Genomic DNA, 17,837 nt, shown 5'->3' with positions numbered 1-17,837 from the left:
TTTCAGGAGTGATCATGGCGCGCAAGAAGGGCCGGGACATCAACGGCTGGCTGATCGTGGACAAGCCCGCGGGCGTCAATTCGACCGCGGTCGTGGCCAAGGTGCGTTGGGCACTGGACGCCAAGAAGGCCGGTCATGCCGGCACGCTGGACCCCGACGCGACCGGCGTCCTGGCCGTCGCCCTGGGCGAGGCCACCAAGACCGTGCCGATCGTCACTGACGCGCTGAAATGCTATGACTTCGTGGTGAACTGGGGGTCCGAGACGACCACCGACGACGCGTCCGGCAGCGTGGTCCGCACCAGCGACGACCGCCCCACCGCAGCGCAGGTCGAGGCGGCGCTGGCGGGCTTTACCGGTGACATCATGCAGGTCCCGCCCGCCTTTTCCGCCGTCATGGTCGAGGGCGAGCGGGCTTATGACCTGGCCCGCGAGGGGGTCGAGATGGAGCTGGCCGCGCGCCCGCTGTGGGTCGACAGCCTGACCCTGCTGGAGGCCCAGGCCGATACCGCCCGCCTGGAGATGGTCTGCGGCAAGGGCGGCTATGTCCGCTCGATCGCGCGCGACCTGGGCCGGGCCTTGGGCTGTCTAGGCCATGTCGCGCATCTGCGCCGCACCTGGTCCGGCCCCTTCGAGGCCAGCGCCGGGGTGGCCTTCGACCGCGTCGACCGTGATGCGCAGGATTGGCTGGAGACGCAGATCCTGCCGTTGGAGACGGGCCTGGCCGACCTGCCCATGCTGCGCGCCACGACCGAAGGCGGCATCCGCATCCGCAACGGCAATCCCGGAGAGGTGACCGGCGGCGCCGAATGGGGCGAGCTGGTCTGGGTCCAGGACGCTAGGGGGCCGGTCTGCATCGGTCGTTATCAGGGCGGCATGGTCCAACCCGACCGGGTGTTCAACCTGTGATGCCACCGGGGCGGTGGGCGCCCAGAAAGGGCCCCTCGCCCGCCGCGTCGATGCGGGTGATGGCGTCGTGGATCGGCTCGAACGTGACGCACATGGTCCAGGCGGTGGCGTGGATCATCAGATCCCCGGACACGGCCATCGCCACGTGGCCCGGCCAGAACAGCAGATCGCCCCGCGCGATCGTGTCGGTTGGCGCGAATGTCGCGCGCTGCAGGTCGCTGTCGCCGGGGCAGGCGATGTCGCAGGCGGTCAGCGCGGCCTGCACCAGCCCAGAACAATCGATCCCCGCCCGGCTGTTTCCCCCCCACAGATAGGGTGTGCCCAGCAGGCTTTCCGCGACCGGAACCGGGTCGTCGGCCGGGCCGTCGGCCAGATGCTGGACCGGGACATGGCCGCCGGTCGCCAGCGTGGCAAAGCGGCCCTGGACCTGGGTGACCGACACCCGCGCGCCCAGAGACAGCGAAAATCGCTCGGGCCGCTTCATGTCGGGTTCCAGATAGACATGGGTGGCCGGCGCGGTGACGCGGTGGGTGATGGGCGGCAGGCTGCCGCTCAGCGCGGTGTCGGCGATCCAGCCGCAATAGCCGTCCAGCGCCGCGCGCACAAAGCTCATCCCCGCCTCGCGGTCGATCACCGTCACGTCGGCCCCGAAGTTCAGCTGCCGGTCGCGGCGGCCTTCGGGGGCATCCAGCAGGTCGACCACCGGAATGATCACCCGTGCGGGCTGTCCCGGCACGAAGGACGGCCGGTCCAGGACGCCGCGCAGGCTGTCCAGGGCCACGCGGTCGGTGGCGGGCGTCAGACGGCGGTCCATCAGCGCGCCAAAATCTGCGGCAGCGCGGCAAGGATCGCGCGCGCGCCCTGTCCGACGCCGCCCTTGGGGCGGCCCGGCGCGGCGGTGGGCTGCCAGCCATAGATGTCGAAATGCGCATAGCGTCCCGCGCCCTCGGCAAAGCGGCGCAGGAACAGGGCGGCGGTGATCGACCCGGCCATCCCGCCTGCGGGGGCGTTGTCCAGATCGGCGATGCCGGGTTCGATCAGCGATTCATACGCGTCCCAGAAGGGCATCCGCCAGACCGGGTCGCCGACCTGCATCCCGGCGGCCTGGATCGCGGTCGCGGTCGCGTCGTCGTCGCAGTAAAGCGGCGGCAGGTCGGGACCAAGCGCCACCCGCGCCGCCCCCGTCAGCGTCGCCAGAGAGATCATCAGGTCGGGGCTTTCCTCGGCCGCATAGGTCAGGGCGTCAGCCAGCACCAGGCGACCCTCGGCGTCGGTGTTGTTCACCTCGACCGACAGGCCCTTGCGGCTGGCCAGCACGTCGCCGGGGCGGAAGGCGTTGCCCGCGACGCTGTTCTCGACCGCCGGGATCAGCACCCGCAGGCGCAGGACCGATGCCGCGCCGCTGCGCGCCAGCATCTTGAGCAGGCCAAGCGCGGTCGCGGCCCCGCCCATGTCCTTCTTCATCAGCCCCATCGAGGCGCCGGGTTTCAGGTTCAGCCCGCCGGTGTCAAAGCACACGCCCTTGCCGACGATGGTCAGCATCGGCCCCGCATCGCCAAGGCGGATGTCGATCAGCCGCGGCTCGCAGGCGGCGGCGCGGCCGACCGCGTGGATCAGGGGAAAGTTCTGCTTCAGCAGCTGGCCGCCGCAGATCACCTCAACACGCGCGCCCAGATCGTTGGCAAGACCGCGCGCGGCGGCCTCCAGCTTGTCGGGGCCCAGATCGCTGGCAGGGGTGTTGATCAGGTCGCGGGTCAGGAATTCGCCCGCGGCGATGGCCAGCAGGCGGTCGGCGTCCACGCCTTCCGGGCAGACCAGCCGCGGCCCCTGGACCGGCGCGCCCTTGTAGCGGGTGAACCGGTACTGGCCCAGCAGCCAGCCAAGCGCCAGCTGATCGGGGTCAAGACCCTGCGGGATGCCGGCCAGATGCCAGTCGCCCTTGGGCAGGGCATGGGCGCGGGCCAGATGGAACCGGTCGCGGCCGGCCTGCGCCCGCTCGCCCAGGCCCATGATCGCGCCGCGCAGCCCACCCGACGCATCGGGCAGCAGGCACAGCTGTCCCGCCTTGGCCGCGAAACCGCAGGCCTGGGGCCAGTCGCCCGCGTCCTGGGGCAGGGGGTCGCCGGTCCAGACCAGCCACAGCGGCAGGGTGGCATCAGAGGCGGGCGCGAATTCGGGGGTCATGGGCAGGTCCTTGGCAGTTCGGCGCACAGCCTACAGCACCGCGCCCCGACTGCAACCTCAGGCCAGGGCCGTCCGGTCCCAGATCGCCGTCAGCGACCGGTTGCCCACCCGCAGCAGGCGCGCGCGGATCGCGGCCAGCGCCGGCACGTCGCCGCGTTCGGCGGTGCTGCCCAGGTCCATCGCGACGCCGGCCAGCGACAGCAGGCCGATCTGCCAGGCCAGGCGCGACATGCGTTCGGCATGCGCCGCCGCCTGTGCCAGGTCCGCGTCGTCCAGCGCACCGTCCACCGCCGTCAGCGCCGCCGCCAGCTGTTCCAGCGCCAGGCCGATGACATGCTGGGCCGATGTCTCGCCCAGCTCGGCCACGATTTCCGCGACGCGGCGGCTGTCCACGCGGACCGCCTCTGATATGGCCAAAGCCGAAATTTGTGCCATCCGCACCTCCAGGGGATCTGTCCCCGCACGCGCCGACCATGCGGGGCAAGCGGTGAAGAAAGCCTTGAGGCGGGATCAAGAAAAGGCTCGAATTTGTCTCAATCCCGGCCTATCACCCCTGTCAGAAAGCGAGGTGCCAGATGAACGACCTGTCTCCGTTGCCGCAATATCTGGTCAAGCGTTTCCACGGCTGGAAGGCGACGTCCTATGCCGAGAACGCGGCCTGGTTCCGCCGGCTGGCGACCGAAGGACAGCGCCCGCGCGCGATGGTCATCTCCTGCTGCGACAGCCGCGTGCACGTGACCAGCATCTTCGGCGCCGATTCGGGCGAGTTCTTCATTCACCGCAACATCGCCAACCTGGTGCCGGCCTATGCGCCCGACGGGTTGCAGCACGGCACCTCGGCGGCGGTCGAATACGCCGTCACGGCGCTGAAGGTCGCGCATCTGATCGTGGTGGGCCACACCAATTGCGGCGGCGTCAAGGGATGCCACGCGATGTGTTCGGGCGCCGCGCCCGAGCTGGAGGAGAAGACCAGCTTCGTCGGTCGCTGGATGGACATCCTGCGCCCCGGCTATGACCGCGTGAAGGACCTGCCCGAGGCCGAACAGGTCAACGCGCTGGAGCGCGAGGCCGTGCTGGTGTCGCTGGAGAACCTGATGACCTTCCCCTTCGTCCGCGCGGCGGTCGAGTCCGGGGAAATGTCGCTGCACGGTCTGCTGCACGACATCAGCGAAGGCACGCTTTTGCAGGCCGATGACGGCGGCAGGCGGTGGGTGTCGATCTGACACCCGCCCGCCCGGCGCGTCTTCAGGCGTCGGGCCGCCAGCGGATGACCCGCCAGACATACAGCGCGACAAAGCCCAGAACGATCGCCGTGGACAGCGGATCGATCAGGTGGCTAACGGCCTCATAGCCGTTTTCAAGGACATAGCCGGCGATGGCCAGCCCGCCCGTCCAGATGAAGCTGCCGATGGCGGTGAACAGCAGGAACCGCCCCACCGGCATCTGCGCCAGCCCCGCGGGGACCGAGATCAGCGTGCGGATCGTGGGCAGGAAGCGGCCGAAGAAGACCGCAGCCCCGCCATGCCGGGCGAACCAGCCCTCGGCCGAGGTCAGCTCGTTGGGCGTCAGCGTCAGCCAGCGGCCATAGCGGACCACGACGCGGCGCATCCGCGCCGGGCCGTAGGCCACCCCGATCACGTACCAGAACCACGCGCCCAGGGTCGATCCGACCCCGCCCGCCAGGATCGCCAGCCACAGGGGCGTGCCGCCGCGGGCGGCGTTGAACCCCGCCAGCGGCATGATCAGTTCCGACGGGATCGGCGGAAAGATGTTTTCCAGCAGCATCAGGGCAAAGATCGCCCAGGCCCCCCCGCTTTCCAGCAGGCCGGTGATCCATTCGAACAAGGATCAGCCCTTCTTCAGGATGCGGTTGCCCAGCAGTTCGGCGATCTGCACCGCGTTCAGCGCCGCACCCTTGCGCAGGTTGTCGCTGACGCACCACAGGTTCAGGCCGTTCTCGACCGTGCCGTCCTGGCGGATGCGGCTGACATAGGTGGCGTATTCCCCCACGCATTCGGACGGGGGTGATGTAGCCGCCGGGCTCGCGCTTGTCGATCACCATGACGCCGGGCGCCTCGCGCAGAATGTCGCGGGGCCTCGTCCTCATCCAGGAAATCCTCGAACTCGATGTTGATCGATTCCGAATGGCCGACGAAGACGGGGACGCGGACGCAGGTCGCGGTGACCTTGATCGACTTGTCCATGATCTTCTTGGTCTCGGCGACCATCTTCCATTCTTCCTTGGTCGCGCCGTCTTCCATGAAGACGTCGATCTGCGGGATCACGTTGAAGGCGATCTGCTTCTGGAACTTCTTGGGTTCCTTTTCCTGACCCGGCACGTACATGCCCTTGGTCTGGTCCCACAGCTCGTCCATGCCCTCCTTGCCCGCGCCGCTGACCGACTGGTAGGTCGAGACGACGACGCGCTTGATGCGGGCGCGGTCATGCAGGGGCTTGAGCGCGACGACCATCTGCGCGGTCGAGCAGTTGGGGTTCGCGATGATGTTCTTTTTCGCATAGCCCTGGATCGCGTCGGGGTTCACCTCGGGCACGATCAGCGGCCACGTCGGCGTCGTAGCGATAGAGCGAGGAGTTGTCGATCACCACGCAGCCCGCGGCCGCGGCCTTGGGGGCGTGGATCTTGGTCGCATCCGATCCGATGGCAAACAGCGCGATGTCCCAGCCGGTCCAGTCGAACTGCTCGATGTCCTTGATCTTCAAAGTCTTGTCGCCAAAGCTGACCTCGGTGCCCTGGCTGCGGCGGGACGCCAGCACGGCGATCTCGTCCACGGGGAACTGGCGTTCGTCCAGGATGTTCAGCATTTCGCGGCCCACATTGCCCGTGGCGCCGGCGACGACGACTTTGTAACCCATTTCGGGGGAGCTCCTTTTTCTGCGGTCGGGGGCATTTACCGCAAACGGCCGCGCAACGCCAGCGCGCGTTGCAGGCCCACACCCGGTCGCGGGGTTCCGGCAACAGGTCGGGCGGCCCCGGCGACTGCCGCGAAACGCCGCAGGGACGGCTTGTGCGCGCCCGGCTGACCGGACGCGCACAAGCGTTTTTCAGAACCGCAGGCCCAGGCCCGCGCCGACGGTCGCCTGCGATCCGGCGTCATGGCCGATGCGGCTGTCCAGCGTCACCCAGGCATCGGCCTGGTCGGACAGGGCCGTCTGGGCCGACAGGCCGATGCGGGCAAAGTTGCGGTCCTGTCCATCCAGCGTCACGCGGCGGTCGTTGCCGGTGCTGTCGGTCACGCGGATGCGCGAGGGCGCCCCTTCGGCCAGATCGTGGACCAGCGTGCCTTGCGCCGACAGCGTCACGTCGCGCCCGGCCACGGCCAGATCGGTGCCGACGCGACCGCCCAGCTGGACCTCCAGGCTTTCGATGGCCTGGCCGGCATAGGTGACCGCGCGGCGGTCGCCCGACCCTTCCGAAAACCCGCCGATCCGGGTGCGGCTGTAATCCAGCCCCACGACCGGACCATAGGTCACGCCCGATGCCAGCGCATAGTCGCGCCCGGCCTGGACTCGCGCGCCCCAGGGTATAGGCATTGGGTCGACCAGTCGAAATCCCGTTCGACTATGGTCGCGCCCAGGCCCGAGCGCAGCACGAAGTCGCGCGTGCCCTCAAGGTCCGACTTGCCCCAGCTGACCGCGCCGATCACCCAGTCGTCGTTCATCGCATAGGCCGCGTCCAGCGACAGCTGATAGGCGGTCGATTCCAGGTCGTCGCCGCTGCGCAGGTCGTCGCCGGTGCGTGCATAGGCCAGCTGGCCGCCCAAAGACAGGCCGGGGGCCACCTGGTACGACGCGCCCGCCCGCGCCATCAGCGCAGCCCCGCCGTCGCGCCCAAAGGTCGCGCTGCTGTCCGGCGTGGCCAGGCCCTGCACCGCGATCGAGGGCGTGATCTGGCCAAAGGGCGCATCCGCGCCCAGGCGGTCACGCGTCGCGCGCAGCGACAGCGCCGCCAGGTCGGCCTGCTGACGCGTGGCTAGGTCGGCGATTTGCGCCGCCGACAGCGCCGCGTCCTGGGACGACGCCACCAGGTCGGCGCCCGTCTCCTCGACCAGCAGGCGGGTCAGGATGCGGGCATAGTCGCGCATGCGCTGTTCGAACCGTTCAGGGCCCAAGGCCGCCAGCAGGAACGCCCAGTTGTCCTCGGTCGGGTCATGCCAGGTCGAACCGCCGGGGATCAGCGGATTGTCGGTCTGGGTATAGCCGTCCAGGGCCCCCAGATCCCAGTTCGTCGCCTCCAGCCAAAGGATCGGGATGCCGTAGCCTTCGAACACGGCGGCGTCGGAACAACAGCCGGTGTTGATCGGATAGTCAGGGTTCCGTCCGGGGTTGCTGCGCAAGTCGATGCCCAGTTCGTCCGCGATGGCGTGCGCGCGGGTCCACAGCGACAGCAGCGCCGGGTTCTCCAGATATTCGGTCCCGGCATGGGCATACATGAAGTCGCCTGTGATCAGGCTGTCGATGTTGATCATCCCGGCCATGTCGTCGCGGCGACCGCCAAGGGTGTCGACGTAATGGGCCGCCCCCTGCAAGCCGACCTCCTCGGCGCCGAAGGCCACGAACTCCAGGCCGACATCGGTGGACAGCCCGGTCATGTGCGCCGCCAGTTCGGTCAGCACCCCCGCGCCCGAGGCATTGTCGTCGACCCCTTGCAGGTCGGGCGATGTTCCGGCGCTGTCGAAATGCGCCCCCCACCACGATGAAGCGGTCGCTGGCGCCGGGCATCGACACGACCAGGTTTTGCGACGGCCCCAGCGTGGCGCCAGACCGGCTGGTGGCGGTGAAGTCCTGACGCACGACCGCATTGCCGCCGAAGGACAGGCGGTCGCGCATGTACTGGGCCGCGTTGAAGAAGGTCGTACCGCTGTCCGGCGCACCCGTGAAGCGGCCCGGATAATTCAGCGCCAAGTCGCGCATCGTATCATAGCCATAGGCGCCGAAATCCTGCGCCAATGCCGGGGTGGCGCAGATCAGCGCCGTGGAGGCCAAGGCGGCCTTGATGGTTCTCATGGAGTTTCCCTGCCTGCTTTTGGTGTCCCCCGCGCGGGGGAAGCGCACAGGATTGCACAGCGCGCAGCACGTGCAAGGGCCGCCTCAGCGGATCAGCGTCAGGACGGTGGTCTTGGCGCAACAGATCGGCGACCCAGGCGCCCTCGGCCGCGAAATCATGCGGCACCTGCGCGGCATTGCGCCGTCCCGACAGCGACAGGCTGGCGAAGAAGTCGAAACCATAGAGCGTCAGCGATTCCAGATCGCTGCGCAGGCACAGATCGATCAGCATCGCGCCCGTCGTGGGCGGCGCGCCCAGCCGCCCGGCCAGCATGTCGATATCCGCCAGGGGGTGCAGGTAGAAGCCGGGGCTGGACGCGCTGTCCCAGTCCAGCCGCTTGCGTTTGGGCGACATCCACAGGATGCGGCCGGGGTTCAGGCGCGCACGGTCCGTGTCCAGCAGGCGCGTGGCCAATCCCAGCCAGTCGGTGCGCGTGCCGTGGCTGGCAGGGCTGGGCATCGGCGCGCGGTTGATGCGGATGACCCTGTCGGCCGCATCGATCCGTGCCCCGTGTGCCTGATCGGCCAGCGCGCGGGCATTGCCGATCAGCGCGACATGGCGGCCCGACAGGTCGGCCAGCAGCGCGGATTGCGGGACCGACAGCGCGGCCAGGGGCGCGTCGCGGCGCATCAGGCGCGCCGTGGCAAAGGCCAACCGGTTCACAGCAGCGACCGATAGACGTCGACGATGGCCCGCGCCTCGCCCTCGATGGCGTGGTTCGCGCTGACATGGGCGCGGGCGGCCTGACCCGCCGCGGCGCGGCCTGCGTCGTCGTCCAGCCAGCGGGCCAGCGCGGCGGTCAGGGCGGGGGCGTCGTCTTTCGGGGACCAGGCTGCCGGTCTGGCCGTCGCGGATCAGCGCCTCGTAGGCGCCGACGCGGGCGGCGACGGTGGGGACGGCGCAGGCGGCGGCCTCCAGCGGCGTCAGGCCGAAGCCCTCCCAGCGGGCAGGGGCGGCAAAGAGGTCCAGTGCCTGGTAATGCGCGATCACCTGGTCCCACGGCAGTTCGCCCAGGAAGCGGATGCGACCGTCCAGCCCGGCCGCCTTGATGCGCGCCTGCAGGTCATCGGCAAAAAGCGCGGTTGTCCGGGGTGATGCGGCCGGTGAAGATGATCTGCACCCGCGGACGCGAGGGCAGCAGTTCCAGCCCCGCCCGCACCAGCAGATCGACGCCCTTCTGCGCGCGGATGCGGCCGAAGCAGCCGATCAGCACCGCGTCCGGGTCCAGGCCCAGCCGCGCGCGCAAAGCGGCACGGTCCGGGGCAGGGTGGAACACGTCCGTGTCGACCCCGTGCAGGATCACGGTCGCGGGGCGTTCCAGATAGCTGGCCGCCTGGGGCGAGGTCGCGATCAGCGCGTCCTGTTGCCGGATCAGCCAGCGGGTAAAGCCGGTGTGCCTGCGCTGCGCGGCGGACGTGAACAGCAGGCGGTACCGGCGCCGCAGCAGGCGCCGCAGGATCAGGCCCAGCGCCATCTCGGTGTTGCGGCGTGCGTGCCAGACCCGCCATCGGTCGCGGGGCAGGGTGGCCGCGCGCATCAGGGGAATGTGCGGGACATCCGCGGGCAGGCCGGGGCCGGTCGCGCGGATGTCGATCATCCGCGCCTGGACCGGGATCAGTCGCACCACCGTCGCCGTCACCCCGGACAGGCGACGTTTCAGGTTTGGTGCGACGATCAGCGGGTCAGTCATGGGCGGCGGCCTCGGGCGTCAGGAAATACAGCAGGAACCCGATCGCCAGCGGGATCAGGAAGAACAGCCACAGCATAGCGAAGGCCTGCGCGGGCGCATAGGCACCCTGTGCCGCGGCATAGACCGGGCGCGACGCGAACTGCATCACCCCGACCCCACCGATGGAGATCATGTTGAGGAAGGTCATCCCGCGACCCACCAGATGTGGTGGGAGGAACGATCGTCCATGCGCCATCAGCAAAGGATAGGCCGACCCGAAGAACCCCAGCACGACCAGCAACGCGGTCACCGCGGGCAGGGGCAGGGCGGGGGCCTGCCACATCACCGCCAGCGTGACGATCATCACCGCGGAAAACAGCATCGTCGCACGGCGCGCGCTGCCGGCCAAGCGGGCGGCGGGTCCGACGGCAAAGCTGCCCGCGACCATGGCCAGGCCCATCGCCAGCGTGACGCGGCCGATCTGGGTCGCGTCGGCGCCATGCACCTGCTCCAGCCAGGGGGCGGCCCACAATCCGCGGATCGCCGCCGTCACCGCATAGTTCACGCCGAACAGCGGCACGATGAACCACAGCGCGCGCAGGCGCAGGATCTGACCGATCGAGCCCTGCGGATGCCCCGCGCCCAGCCGCGCCGGGTCGCGCACCGCCGCCAGGACCAGCGCGGCCACCATCAGCGTCACGGCCGCAAGACCCCACAGGGTCTGGCGCCACCCCGCGGCCTCGATCACCCAGACCAGGGGCGAGGCACCCAGGATGTTGCCCAGCGATCCGAACCCCACCAGCACCCCGGCCAGCATCCCGAAGGACGCGGGCGGGTATTCGCGCGCGAAGATGAAATACGGCCCCATCAGCGCCGGAGAGCAACCGATGCCCAATGCGGTCATCGCCAGATGCAGGTGCCACGGCGCGTCTGCCATCGCAAAGATCACCGCGCCTCCGGCCCCGCCCACCGCCATCAGCCACGCCACCGTGCGGCGCGGTCCGAACCGGTCCAGCGCCGCCCCCACCGGCAGCTGCATCAGCGCGAAGGCGATGAACCACAGCCCCGATGACAGGGCCAGATCGCCGGGGCCGGCGCCGACCTGATCCTGCAGCACCGGGGCCAGCACGGCCAGAAAGGCCCGATAGAATTGCGACAGCATATAGGCCAGCACCAGGCTGACCAATCCGGCCTTGAGCATGAATTCGTTCCTCCGTTCCCCGGCGCCACGCTGGGCCAAGGACGCGGAAGCTGCAAGACGTGCAAATCACGCCGGGGGCGGCGGGGCGTTATTCGGCAGGGGCGGCTTCCGCGTCGGGGGTCGTGTCGCTGGTGCCCGCGGCGGCAGCCTTGGCGGCGGCGGCCTCGGCCAGGCCCGGCGTCACGGGCTGGGGTGCTGCCGCCCATCCCCTCCAGCCGGGCGATCAGTTCGGGAACCTGCGGGCCAAGCCGGTCGCATGCATCCGCCTCCTCGACCACGGCAAAGGCCGGGCGGACATAGTCGCGGTCATAGCTGACCGGGTCCAGCCCCAGCCGTTCGGTCAGAGCATCCGTGGTGCCGGCCATCAGCTGAAATTCCGGACCGCTGACATCGTGTTCGGGGCATTCCGCGGTGATCACGGTCATCTGCGCGACGTCGCGCGCCAGTGCCTGCGCCTCGTCGTCGGACAGCCCCGACACGTCCGGCAGCGGTACCACGACCCGGTCGCCCGGCACCCCGTCCGAGGTCTGCGCCAGGGCGGGTTGCGTCAGCGCCGCCGCGGCGGCGATCATCAGGACAGTCCAGCGGGTCATCGCATTCCTCATTCACAGGGCTGGTCGGGCGACAGGGTCGACCAGCAGCCCCCCGGGCGCAAGGCAAACTGTCGTGAGCGCCCGTTCCCCGCCGCGCTTGACCCTAGGGCGGGCGGCGTCTAACCCGAAGCCGCAGCCTGCGCTGTCGCGGCTGGCACCTGAAGGAGGGATCATGTCCGACCGCTATTCGCTTCTCATCCTGCCCGGCGACGGGATCGGCCCCGAAGTCATGGCCGAGGTGGTCAAGGTCATCGACTGGTTCCAGGCGAACCGCGGCATGGCCTTCGACGTGACCCATGACCTGGTGGGCGGCGCGGCCTATGACGTGCATGGCGTGCCCCTGGCGGATGCGACGATGGCCAAGGCCCAGGCGGTGGATGCGGTCCTGCTGGGTGCGGTCGGCGGCCCGAAATACGACGTCCTGGATTTCAGTGTGAAGCCCGAACGCGGCCTGCTGCGCCTGCGCAAAGAGATGGACCTGTTCGCCAACCTGCGTCCGGCGCAGTGCTTTGACGCGCTGGCCGACTTCAGCAGCCTGAAGCGCGAAGTGGTGGCCGGCCTGGACATCCTGATCGTGCGCGAGCTGACCTCGGGCGTCTATTTCGGCGAACCCCGCGGCATCCATTCCGACGACAACAATCCCGACAACGAGGGTGGCCGCGTCGGCATCAACACCCAGCGTTACACCAGCGGAGAGATCCGCCGCGTCGCCCGGTCCGCCTTCGAACTGGCCCGCGCACGCGGCAACAAGGTCTGTTCGATGGAAAAGGCCAACGTGATGGAATCGGGCATCCTTTGGCGCGAGGAGGTCCAGTGGGTGCATGACAACGAATACCCCGACGTGGCCCTGTCGCACATGTATGCCGACAACGGCGCGATGCAGCTGGTGCGCGCGCCGCGCCAGTTCGACGTGATCGTGACCGACAACCTGTTCGGCGACCTGCTGTCGGACGCGGCGGCGATGCTGACCGGTTCGCTGGGCATGCTGCCGTCCGCGTCGCTGGGCGCGGTAATGGCGAATGGCCGGCCCAAGGCGCTGTACGAACCGGTCCACGGATCGGCACCCGACATCGCGGGGCAGGGCAAGGCCAACCCGATCGCCTGCATCCTCTCCTTCGCCATGGCCCTGCGCTATTCCTTCGGCGAGGGTGCCGCGGCCGACGCGTTGGAGGCCGCGGTCGAGCGTGTGCTAGCCGACGGCCTGCGCACTGCCGACCTGATGGGGCCCGACGGCGGCACCCCGATCAGCACGGCGCAGATGGGCGATGCCATCGTCGCCGCGCTGGAGGCCTGATTGGCTCTGACCGCCAATGTCAGGGGCGCATTGCTGCAGCTTGCGGCGATGGGCCTCTATGCCACGCATGACGTGGTGATCAAGTCGCTGGGTGCCATCTATCCGGCGATGCAGATCCTGTTCTTCGCATCGCTGCTGTCGTTCCCGCTGGTCAGCATCGTGCTGATGCGCGACCCCCAGCCCGGCACGCTGCGCCCGGCCAATCCGGGCTGGGTGATCCTGCGCACGTTGTGCGCCGTGGTGGCGGGGATGGCGGGGTTCTTCGCCTTCTCGACCCTGCCGCTGACGCAGGTCTATGCGATCCTGTTCACGACGCCCCTGCTGATCACCATCCTGTCGATCCCGCTTCTGGGCGAGAGGGTCGGCTGGCACCGCTGGGCCGCCGTCATCGTCGGCCTGACCGGCGTGCTGATCGTGCTGCGCCCGGGCGGGCAGGAGATCCAGCTGGGCCACATCGCCGCGATGGCCGGCGCCACGGCCAGCGCGTTGGCCGCGGTGATCATCCGCCGCCTTGGCCGGGCCGAACGCCCGATGGTGCTGATGATGTGGCCGATGCTGGGCAACTTCTTCGCGACCGGCGCGGCGCTGTCGGTCAGCTATCAGCCGATGGAGCTGGTGCATCTGGCGATGACCGGCATCATCGCCGGGCTGGGCCTGATGGGCGGGTTCCTGGTCATCATGGCCTATCGCACCGGAGAGGCCGCGATCGTAGCGCCCATGCAGTATTCGCAGATCCTGTGGGCGACCGGCTATGGCTGGTTCCTGTTCGGAGAGGGCGTCGACCCCGCCACCCTGCTGGGCGCGGGGGTGATCATCGCCTCGGGCATCTACATCGTCTGGCGCGAAGGCCGCGGCGTCAGCGCCAATCGCCCCGCCACCAGCGCCCGCCTGCGCGCCGAGACGGTGACGGCGCCGAAATCGACGATCCTGCAAAGATTGTGGGCGCCCCGTCGCTGATGGGGGCTTGCATTCTCCGGATCGTCGCGCTACCTGCCCGTCCTACGGTCGGAGCGTAGCGCAGCCTGGTAGCGCACCTGCTTCGGGAGCAGGGGGTCGGAGGTTCGAATCCTCTCGCTCCGACCATTTCCCCGATTGTTCTGTGGCGAATAGTTCTGCCTTTTCTGTTAGGCAGTGTGCCTTTCTGACCTGCCAGCTTGACGAAAGCGGACGGTCAGCGGTTGGCGCTGCAACGACGCGAAGAGCCCATAGACGACACTCATGCCGCCTGCAGCGAATGCAGATGCAGCAAGAGTGATCGACCCAAACCGGACCTTGGTCCCGGCAAGGCCAACTATGGTTTAGGGCGACGCTCATCCCATAGCGGTCATTCGTCATGTGAGGCAAAGGGTGCCGCTCTGCCGTTTCGGGTGGGAACAGCGAACTCTCTCCGCACTGCGTATCTATGTTGCGAAACTGACCAATGCCTTGCCATCGACATGGCCGAGGTGGAGCTGGAGCACGGCACGGATGACGAGACGCGCGATATGGCGCAGAAGATCATCGACGCGCAAAAGGAAGATATTGCCGAGATGACGGCCATGCTGGACCGCATGGGCGTTGAAGTGCCGGAATAATAGGGTGGGCCCGCCTTGCGCGGGCCTGTTCTTTACAGAAGGGCTGAGACAGCCTCGCGTTCCTCCTCCAGTTCGGCGATGGTGCGGGCCATCATCTCGCGCTGGAAATCGGTAAAAGTCAGACCTTCGACGCGTTCGTATGTGCCGTTCGCACAGATGACCGGAACGCCGAACATCAGCCCCTCGGGGATACCGTATTCGCCGTTCGAGTGGACGCCCATCGACATCCATTTGCCCCCCGTGCCGTGAATCCAGCCATGCATGTGGTCGATGGCGGCATTTGCGGCGGACGCGGCCGAGGATGCGCCCCGCGCCTCGATGATTGCGGTGCCGCGCCGGGCCACGTTCGGGATTAGGGTGTCGCGATACCATGCGTCGTCGCCGATCATGTCGGGCAGTTTGCCGCCCTGCGCGGTGGCTTCGGTCCAATCCGCGAACATGGTGGGGGAATGGTTGCCCCAGACGGCCAGCCGGTCGATCTCGGCCACGGCGACGCCCGCCTTCGTGGCCAGCTGCGTCAGCGCGCGATTGTGGTCAAGCCGGATCATCGAGGTGACGTTCTCGTTCGGGAAGTCGGGCGCGTTGGCGGCAAGGATCATCGCGTTGGTGTTCGCGGGGTTGCCGACGACCACGACCTTCGCGTCACGCTTGGCGGTCTCGTTCAGCGCTCGGCCTTGGGCGCGGAAGATCTCGGCATTGGCCGACAGCAGATCGCGCCGCTCCATCCCCTTGCCGCGCGGGCGCGAGCCGACGAAGAACGCCGCATCCGCATCGCGGAAGGCCGTCGCCGGATCGTCGGTCACCATGGTCTCGACCAGCAGCGGAAAGGCGCAATCCGCCAGCTCCATTACCACGCCGCGCACGGCATCCTGCGCCTGCGGCAGGTCCAGTAGTTGCAGGATTACCGGCTGGTCGGGGCCATAGACGTCGCCCTTGGCGATGCGGAACAGCAGGGCATAGCAGATCTGGCCGGCGGCGCCGGTGACGGCGATGCGTTTGGGGGTAGATGTGGTCACGGTGTCCTCCTAAAGGTTGCGGGGAATAGGTAGGCCCGCGGAAGACAACCGTCCAACGCATCGTTCCGTTTGGATCAATCGCCTTGTTCGATGAATGACGCGACACCCTCGCGGAATGCGGCCAACCCGCCTTGCGCCGGATGGCGGACATAGGTGGCGGAAACGCCCAAGCCCTGCGCCGCGCGTTCGGCCACGCGCCCGATACAGAGGATGCGCGGCGGGCGTTTCCACGCGATCAGCGCATGCAGGGCGGGCATGTTGGCGGCAATCTCGGCCACGGCCGGCGGGCGGGTGCGGCCATCGGCATGATGAGGATGCTGCATGACGGCGTTCCAGAACAGCGGCGGCGGGTCCGACACGGCGGCCCAGATCGCACAGGCGGTCGGCCCGTCGGGCAGCGCATGGCGGGTCGGCTGAATCAATGGCAGGCCGAGACGGTGCAGCGCCTCCTCGCCGCAGAACGGGATGCCGGTGCGACGCGCGCCGCGTCGTGCCATCGCCTCGCCCAGCCACAGCGGCGCGCCCTTCGGCATCGCCTCCAGATAGACGCGCAGGTTGCAGCGGCGAATTTCAGGGGCACCCGCAGCCTCCACCGCCGGATCATGGTCGCGGTAAGGGTTGAACAGCCGATCGGTGGACGCAATCGCCATCAGGGCGCGCAGCACCTCATCCAAGAGCGCGATCCAGAAACGCTTGGGCGGCTCGGCTCACATGGCGGCCGGTGGGACGCACGGCGTTGAAATGGCGCGGCGGGATGGGGAACTCGATCTCGAACAACCGACCCGCTGCCAAGGATGCCTCTATCACCACGCGCGACAGGGCGGTGACGCCAGTGCCCGCCTCGACCGCCGCACGGACAGCCTCGTTCGAGGGAAGCTCCATCCCCACGCGTGGCACGATCCCCGCCGCCGCCAGCGCCTGTTCCAGAATGGCGCGCGTGCCAGAGCCCTGTTCGCGCAGGATCCATGTCCCCGCTGCCAGATCGGCCACGGGCTTTGCAGCCACCACGACCAGTCGGTCCGTTGCGGCGGGGATCAGAGTAAACGCGGGCGAGGTCACCTCATCCTCGACAAAGCCCAGATCGGCCTCACCCTCGGCCACCGCCTGGCACGCGTCATGGGTGTTCAGGATGCGCAAGGTCAACGCGATCCCCGGATGGGCGGCCTGGAAGGTCTGCATAACCTTCGGCAGCCAGTAATTCGCGACCGTCTGGCTGGCCACCAGCCGTAACCGCCCATGATGCAATCCCATCGAGGCCGCAAGGAACCCCGCCGCATCCTCGGCCCGCGCCACCACCGCCCGCGCCTCGGGCAGGAAGCTGCGGCCCAGATCGGTCAGCATGATGCCGCGCCCCACGCGGTCGAACAAGCGCACGTTGTGGCGTTCCTCAAGTGCTGCAATGGCGGCGCTGGTGGCGGACTGGGTCAGGTTCAGCGCGCGGGCGGCCTCGGTCACATGCTGACGTTCGGCCACGGCGATGAAGATCCGAAGCTGTTCCAGCGTCATGCGGCAGTCCCCAGATGCGACAAGGCGAAGGCCACGAGGAACCCGAGCGTGACCAGAAGGCCGGTCTCGCCGCGTTCGCCCTCTACCGCCTCGGGGATCATGGTATCGGCAATCATGGTCAGCAGGGCGCCGGCGGCCAGCGCGTTCACCGCCGCCAGCAGATAGGGCGGCGCATCCCCCAAGGCCGCTGCACCGATCAGCGCCGCCGCGCCGGAACACAGCACGATCGCCGTCCACAGGCCGAACACATACCCCGCGCCGCGCCCCGCAGCCTTCATCCCGACGGCGCTGGACAGACCTTCGGGAAAGTTCGACAGAAAGATCGCCGCGAACATGGCGATGCTGACGCCGCCGCCGTCCAGCATGCCCACCCCCAGCACGACCGATTCCGGTATCCCGTCCAGAAACGCCCCCGCCGCGATGGCCAACCCGCCGCCCTGTGCCGCATGCCCCTGCTGTTTTCCCGACCGCTTGCGATGGTGCCCGCCATTCCGCGATATCAGCGCGTTGGCCACCGTATACAGCACCGACCCCGCCACGGCCCCCAGCACCACCGGCCAGATGCCCGCCTTGCCGAACCCGTCCAGGATCAGGTCATAGCTGACGGCCGAGATCAGGACCCCGCAGCCGAACGCCATGAACCCCGTCGTCACCCGTCTGGGAAACGGTGCAAACCATGCCAGCGCCACGCCGATCAGCAGCGACGATGCGGCCGCCAGCCCCCACAATCCCGCCTGCATCCAGATCGCCATCGTCGTCCCATCGTCTAATCCGATCATTCGGACAAGTTTAATCCGTTGGACCGGTCGCGCCAGCCCCCTTATCTC

The 17,837-nt window shown here is 68.6% G+C and carries 16 protein-coding genes, 1 tRNA gene and 3 pseudogenes; 6 read left to right on the top strand and 14 right to left on the bottom strand.

Annotated features, from left to right (window positions below; all coding sequences use genetic code 11):
* The first annotated feature begins 14 nt into the window (after positions 1 to 14).
* Entirely contained in the window at positions 15 to 908 is an 894-nt protein-coding gene (gene truB / locus F1642_RS08155) for a tRNA pseudouridine(55) synthase TruB (RefSeq protein WP_194885968.1), read from the top strand.
* Here truB and F1642_RS08150 read toward each other — a convergent pair.
* Genes F1642_RS08150 through F1642_RS08140 form a run of 3 tightly spaced genes read right to left on the bottom strand, consistent with a single transcriptional unit; the run spans position 898 to position 3,527 of the window.
* Entirely contained in the window at positions 898 to 1,722 is an 825-nt protein-coding gene (locus tag F1642_RS08150; protein ID WP_194885967.1) for an NlpC/P60 family protein, read from the bottom strand. The genes truB and F1642_RS08150 overlap by 11 nt on opposite strands.
* Positions 1,722 to 3,092, bottom strand: coding sequence for a M17 family metallopeptidase (locus tag F1642_RS08145; protein ID WP_046000490.1), 1,371 nt, complete (start codon positions 3,090 to 3,092; stop codon positions 1,722 to 1,724). The genes F1642_RS08150 and F1642_RS08145 overlap by 1 nt, the downstream gene beginning before the upstream one ends.
* A gap of 57 nt (positions 3,093 to 3,149) precedes the next feature.
* Positions 3,150 to 3,527 (bottom strand): hypothetical protein, encoded by a 378-nt coding sequence (locus F1642_RS08140; protein ID WP_045981954.1) that lies wholly within the window; start codon positions 3,525 to 3,527, stop codon positions 3,150 to 3,152.
* Positions 3,528 to 3,667: 140 nt separating this feature from the next.
* On the opposite strand from F1642_RS08140, the gene F1642_RS08135 reads away from it, so the two are divergent.
* Positions 3,668 to 4,315, top strand: a complete 648-nt coding sequence (locus F1642_RS08135) for a carbonic anhydrase (RefSeq protein WP_046000489.1) — start codon at positions 3,668 to 3,670, stop codon at positions 4,313 to 4,315.
* Positions 4,316 to 4,337: 22 nt separating this feature from the next.
* Here F1642_RS08135 and F1642_RS08130 read toward each other — a convergent pair whose 3' ends face one another.
* The 7 genes and pseudogenes from F1642_RS08130 to F1642_RS08100 form a co-directional block, all read right to left on the bottom strand.
* A complete protein-coding gene (locus F1642_RS08130) occupies positions 4,338 to 4,937 on the bottom strand; it encodes a DedA family protein (RefSeq protein ID WP_045981956.1) in 600 nt (199 codons plus the stop codon).
* A gap of 3 nt (positions 4,938 to 4,940) precedes the next feature.
* Positions 4,941 to 5,966: pseudogene (locus F1642_RS08125) on the bottom strand (aspartate-semialdehyde dehydrogenase).
* A 189-nt stretch (positions 5,967 to 6,155) separates the two neighbouring features.
* On the bottom strand, positions 6,156 to 6,644 hold the full coding sequence (locus F1642_RS08120; RefSeq protein WP_194885966.1) for an autotransporter outer membrane beta-barrel domain-containing protein: 489 nt from the start codon (positions 6,642 to 6,644) through the stop codon (positions 6,156 to 6,158).
* Positions 6,581 to 7,912 carry a M28 family peptidase gene (locus tag F1642_RS08115; RefSeq protein ID WP_194885965.1) on the bottom strand — a complete coding sequence of 444 codons (1,332 nt, stop codon included), beginning with the start codon at positions 7,910 to 7,912 and terminating at the stop codon, positions 6,581 to 6,583. The genes F1642_RS08120 and F1642_RS08115 overlap by 64 nt, the downstream gene beginning before the upstream one ends.
* A gap of 308 nt (positions 7,913 to 8,220) precedes the next feature.
* Positions 8,221 to 8,820, bottom strand: a pseudogene (locus F1642_RS08110) (glycosyltransferase family 29 protein); the annotation flags it as partial.
* A pseudogene (locus F1642_RS08105) lies at positions 8,817 to 9,847 on the bottom strand (glycosyltransferase family 4 protein). The pseudogenes F1642_RS08105 and F1642_RS08110, both read right to left, overlap by 4 nt.
* A complete protein-coding gene (locus tag F1642_RS08100; protein WP_194885963.1) occupies positions 9,840 to 11,027 on the bottom strand; it encodes an MFS transporter in 1,188 nt (395 codons plus the stop codon). Before F1642_RS08100 ends, F1642_RS08105 begins: the two are co-directional and overlap by 8 nt.
* Before the next feature lie 765 nt (positions 11,028 to 11,792).
* Here F1642_RS08100 and leuB point away from each other — a divergent pair.
* From leuB to F1642_RS08080, 4 genes are all read left to right on the top strand, one after another.
* Positions 11,793 to 12,914, top strand: coding sequence for a 3-isopropylmalate dehydrogenase (gene leuB, locus F1642_RS08095; RefSeq protein ID WP_045981962.1), 1,122 nt, complete (start codon positions 11,793 to 11,795; stop codon positions 12,912 to 12,914).
* 6 nt (positions 12,915 to 12,920) lie between these two features.
* On the top strand, positions 12,921 to 13,871 hold the full coding sequence (locus F1642_RS08090; protein ID WP_084693835.1) for a DMT family transporter: 951 nt from the start codon (positions 12,921 to 12,923) through the stop codon (positions 13,869 to 13,871).
* 49 nt (positions 13,872 to 13,920) lie between these two features.
* Positions 13,921 to 13,997, top strand: a tRNA-Pro gene (locus tag F1642_RS08085).
* Between the two features lie 353 nt (positions 13,998 to 14,350).
* On the top strand, positions 14,351 to 14,488 hold the full coding sequence (locus F1642_RS08080) for a DUF305 domain-containing protein (protein ID WP_081995029.1): 138 nt from the start codon (positions 14,351 to 14,353) through the stop codon (positions 14,486 to 14,488).
* A gap of 32 nt (positions 14,489 to 14,520) precedes the next feature.
* Here the strand turns inward: F1642_RS08080 and F1642_RS08075 are convergent, their stop codons facing one another.
* The 4 genes from F1642_RS08075 to F1642_RS08060 form a co-directional block, all read right to left on the bottom strand.
* Positions 14,521 to 15,504: a malate dehydrogenase gene (locus F1642_RS08075; RefSeq protein ID WP_042250303.1), complete on the bottom strand. Its 984-nt coding sequence runs from the start codon at positions 15,502 to 15,504 to the stop codon at positions 14,521 to 14,523.
* 74 nt (positions 15,505 to 15,578) lie between these two features.
* Positions 15,579 to 16,178: a hypothetical protein gene (locus F1642_RS08070; RefSeq protein WP_197054766.1), complete on the bottom strand. Its 600-nt coding sequence runs from the start codon at positions 16,176 to 16,178 to the stop codon at positions 15,579 to 15,581.
* Positions 16,171 to 17,010 carry a LysR family transcriptional regulator gene (locus F1642_RS08065; RefSeq protein ID WP_042250307.1) on the bottom strand — a complete coding sequence of 280 codons (840 nt, stop codon included), beginning with the start codon at positions 17,008 to 17,010 and terminating at the stop codon, positions 16,171 to 16,173. The genes F1642_RS08070 and F1642_RS08065 overlap by 8 nt, the downstream gene beginning before the upstream one ends.
* Complete coding sequence (locus F1642_RS08060; RefSeq protein WP_042250310.1) at positions 17,007 to 17,762, bottom strand: ZIP family metal transporter; 756 nt, start codon at positions 17,760 to 17,762, stop codon at positions 17,007 to 17,009. Before F1642_RS08060 ends, F1642_RS08065 begins: the two co-directional genes overlap by 4 nt.
* Positions 17,763 to 17,837: the final 75 nt, after the last annotated feature.

Origin of the sequence: Paracoccus sp. NBH48, from assembly GCF_015390265.1 — a bacterium.
Classification (GTDB): domain Bacteria; phylum Pseudomonadota; class Alphaproteobacteria; order Rhodobacterales; family Rhodobacteraceae; genus Paracoccus; species Paracoccus marcusii.
Note: the sequence above shows the minus strand (reverse complement) of the source record. Positions and strands in the feature narration are given on the sequence as shown.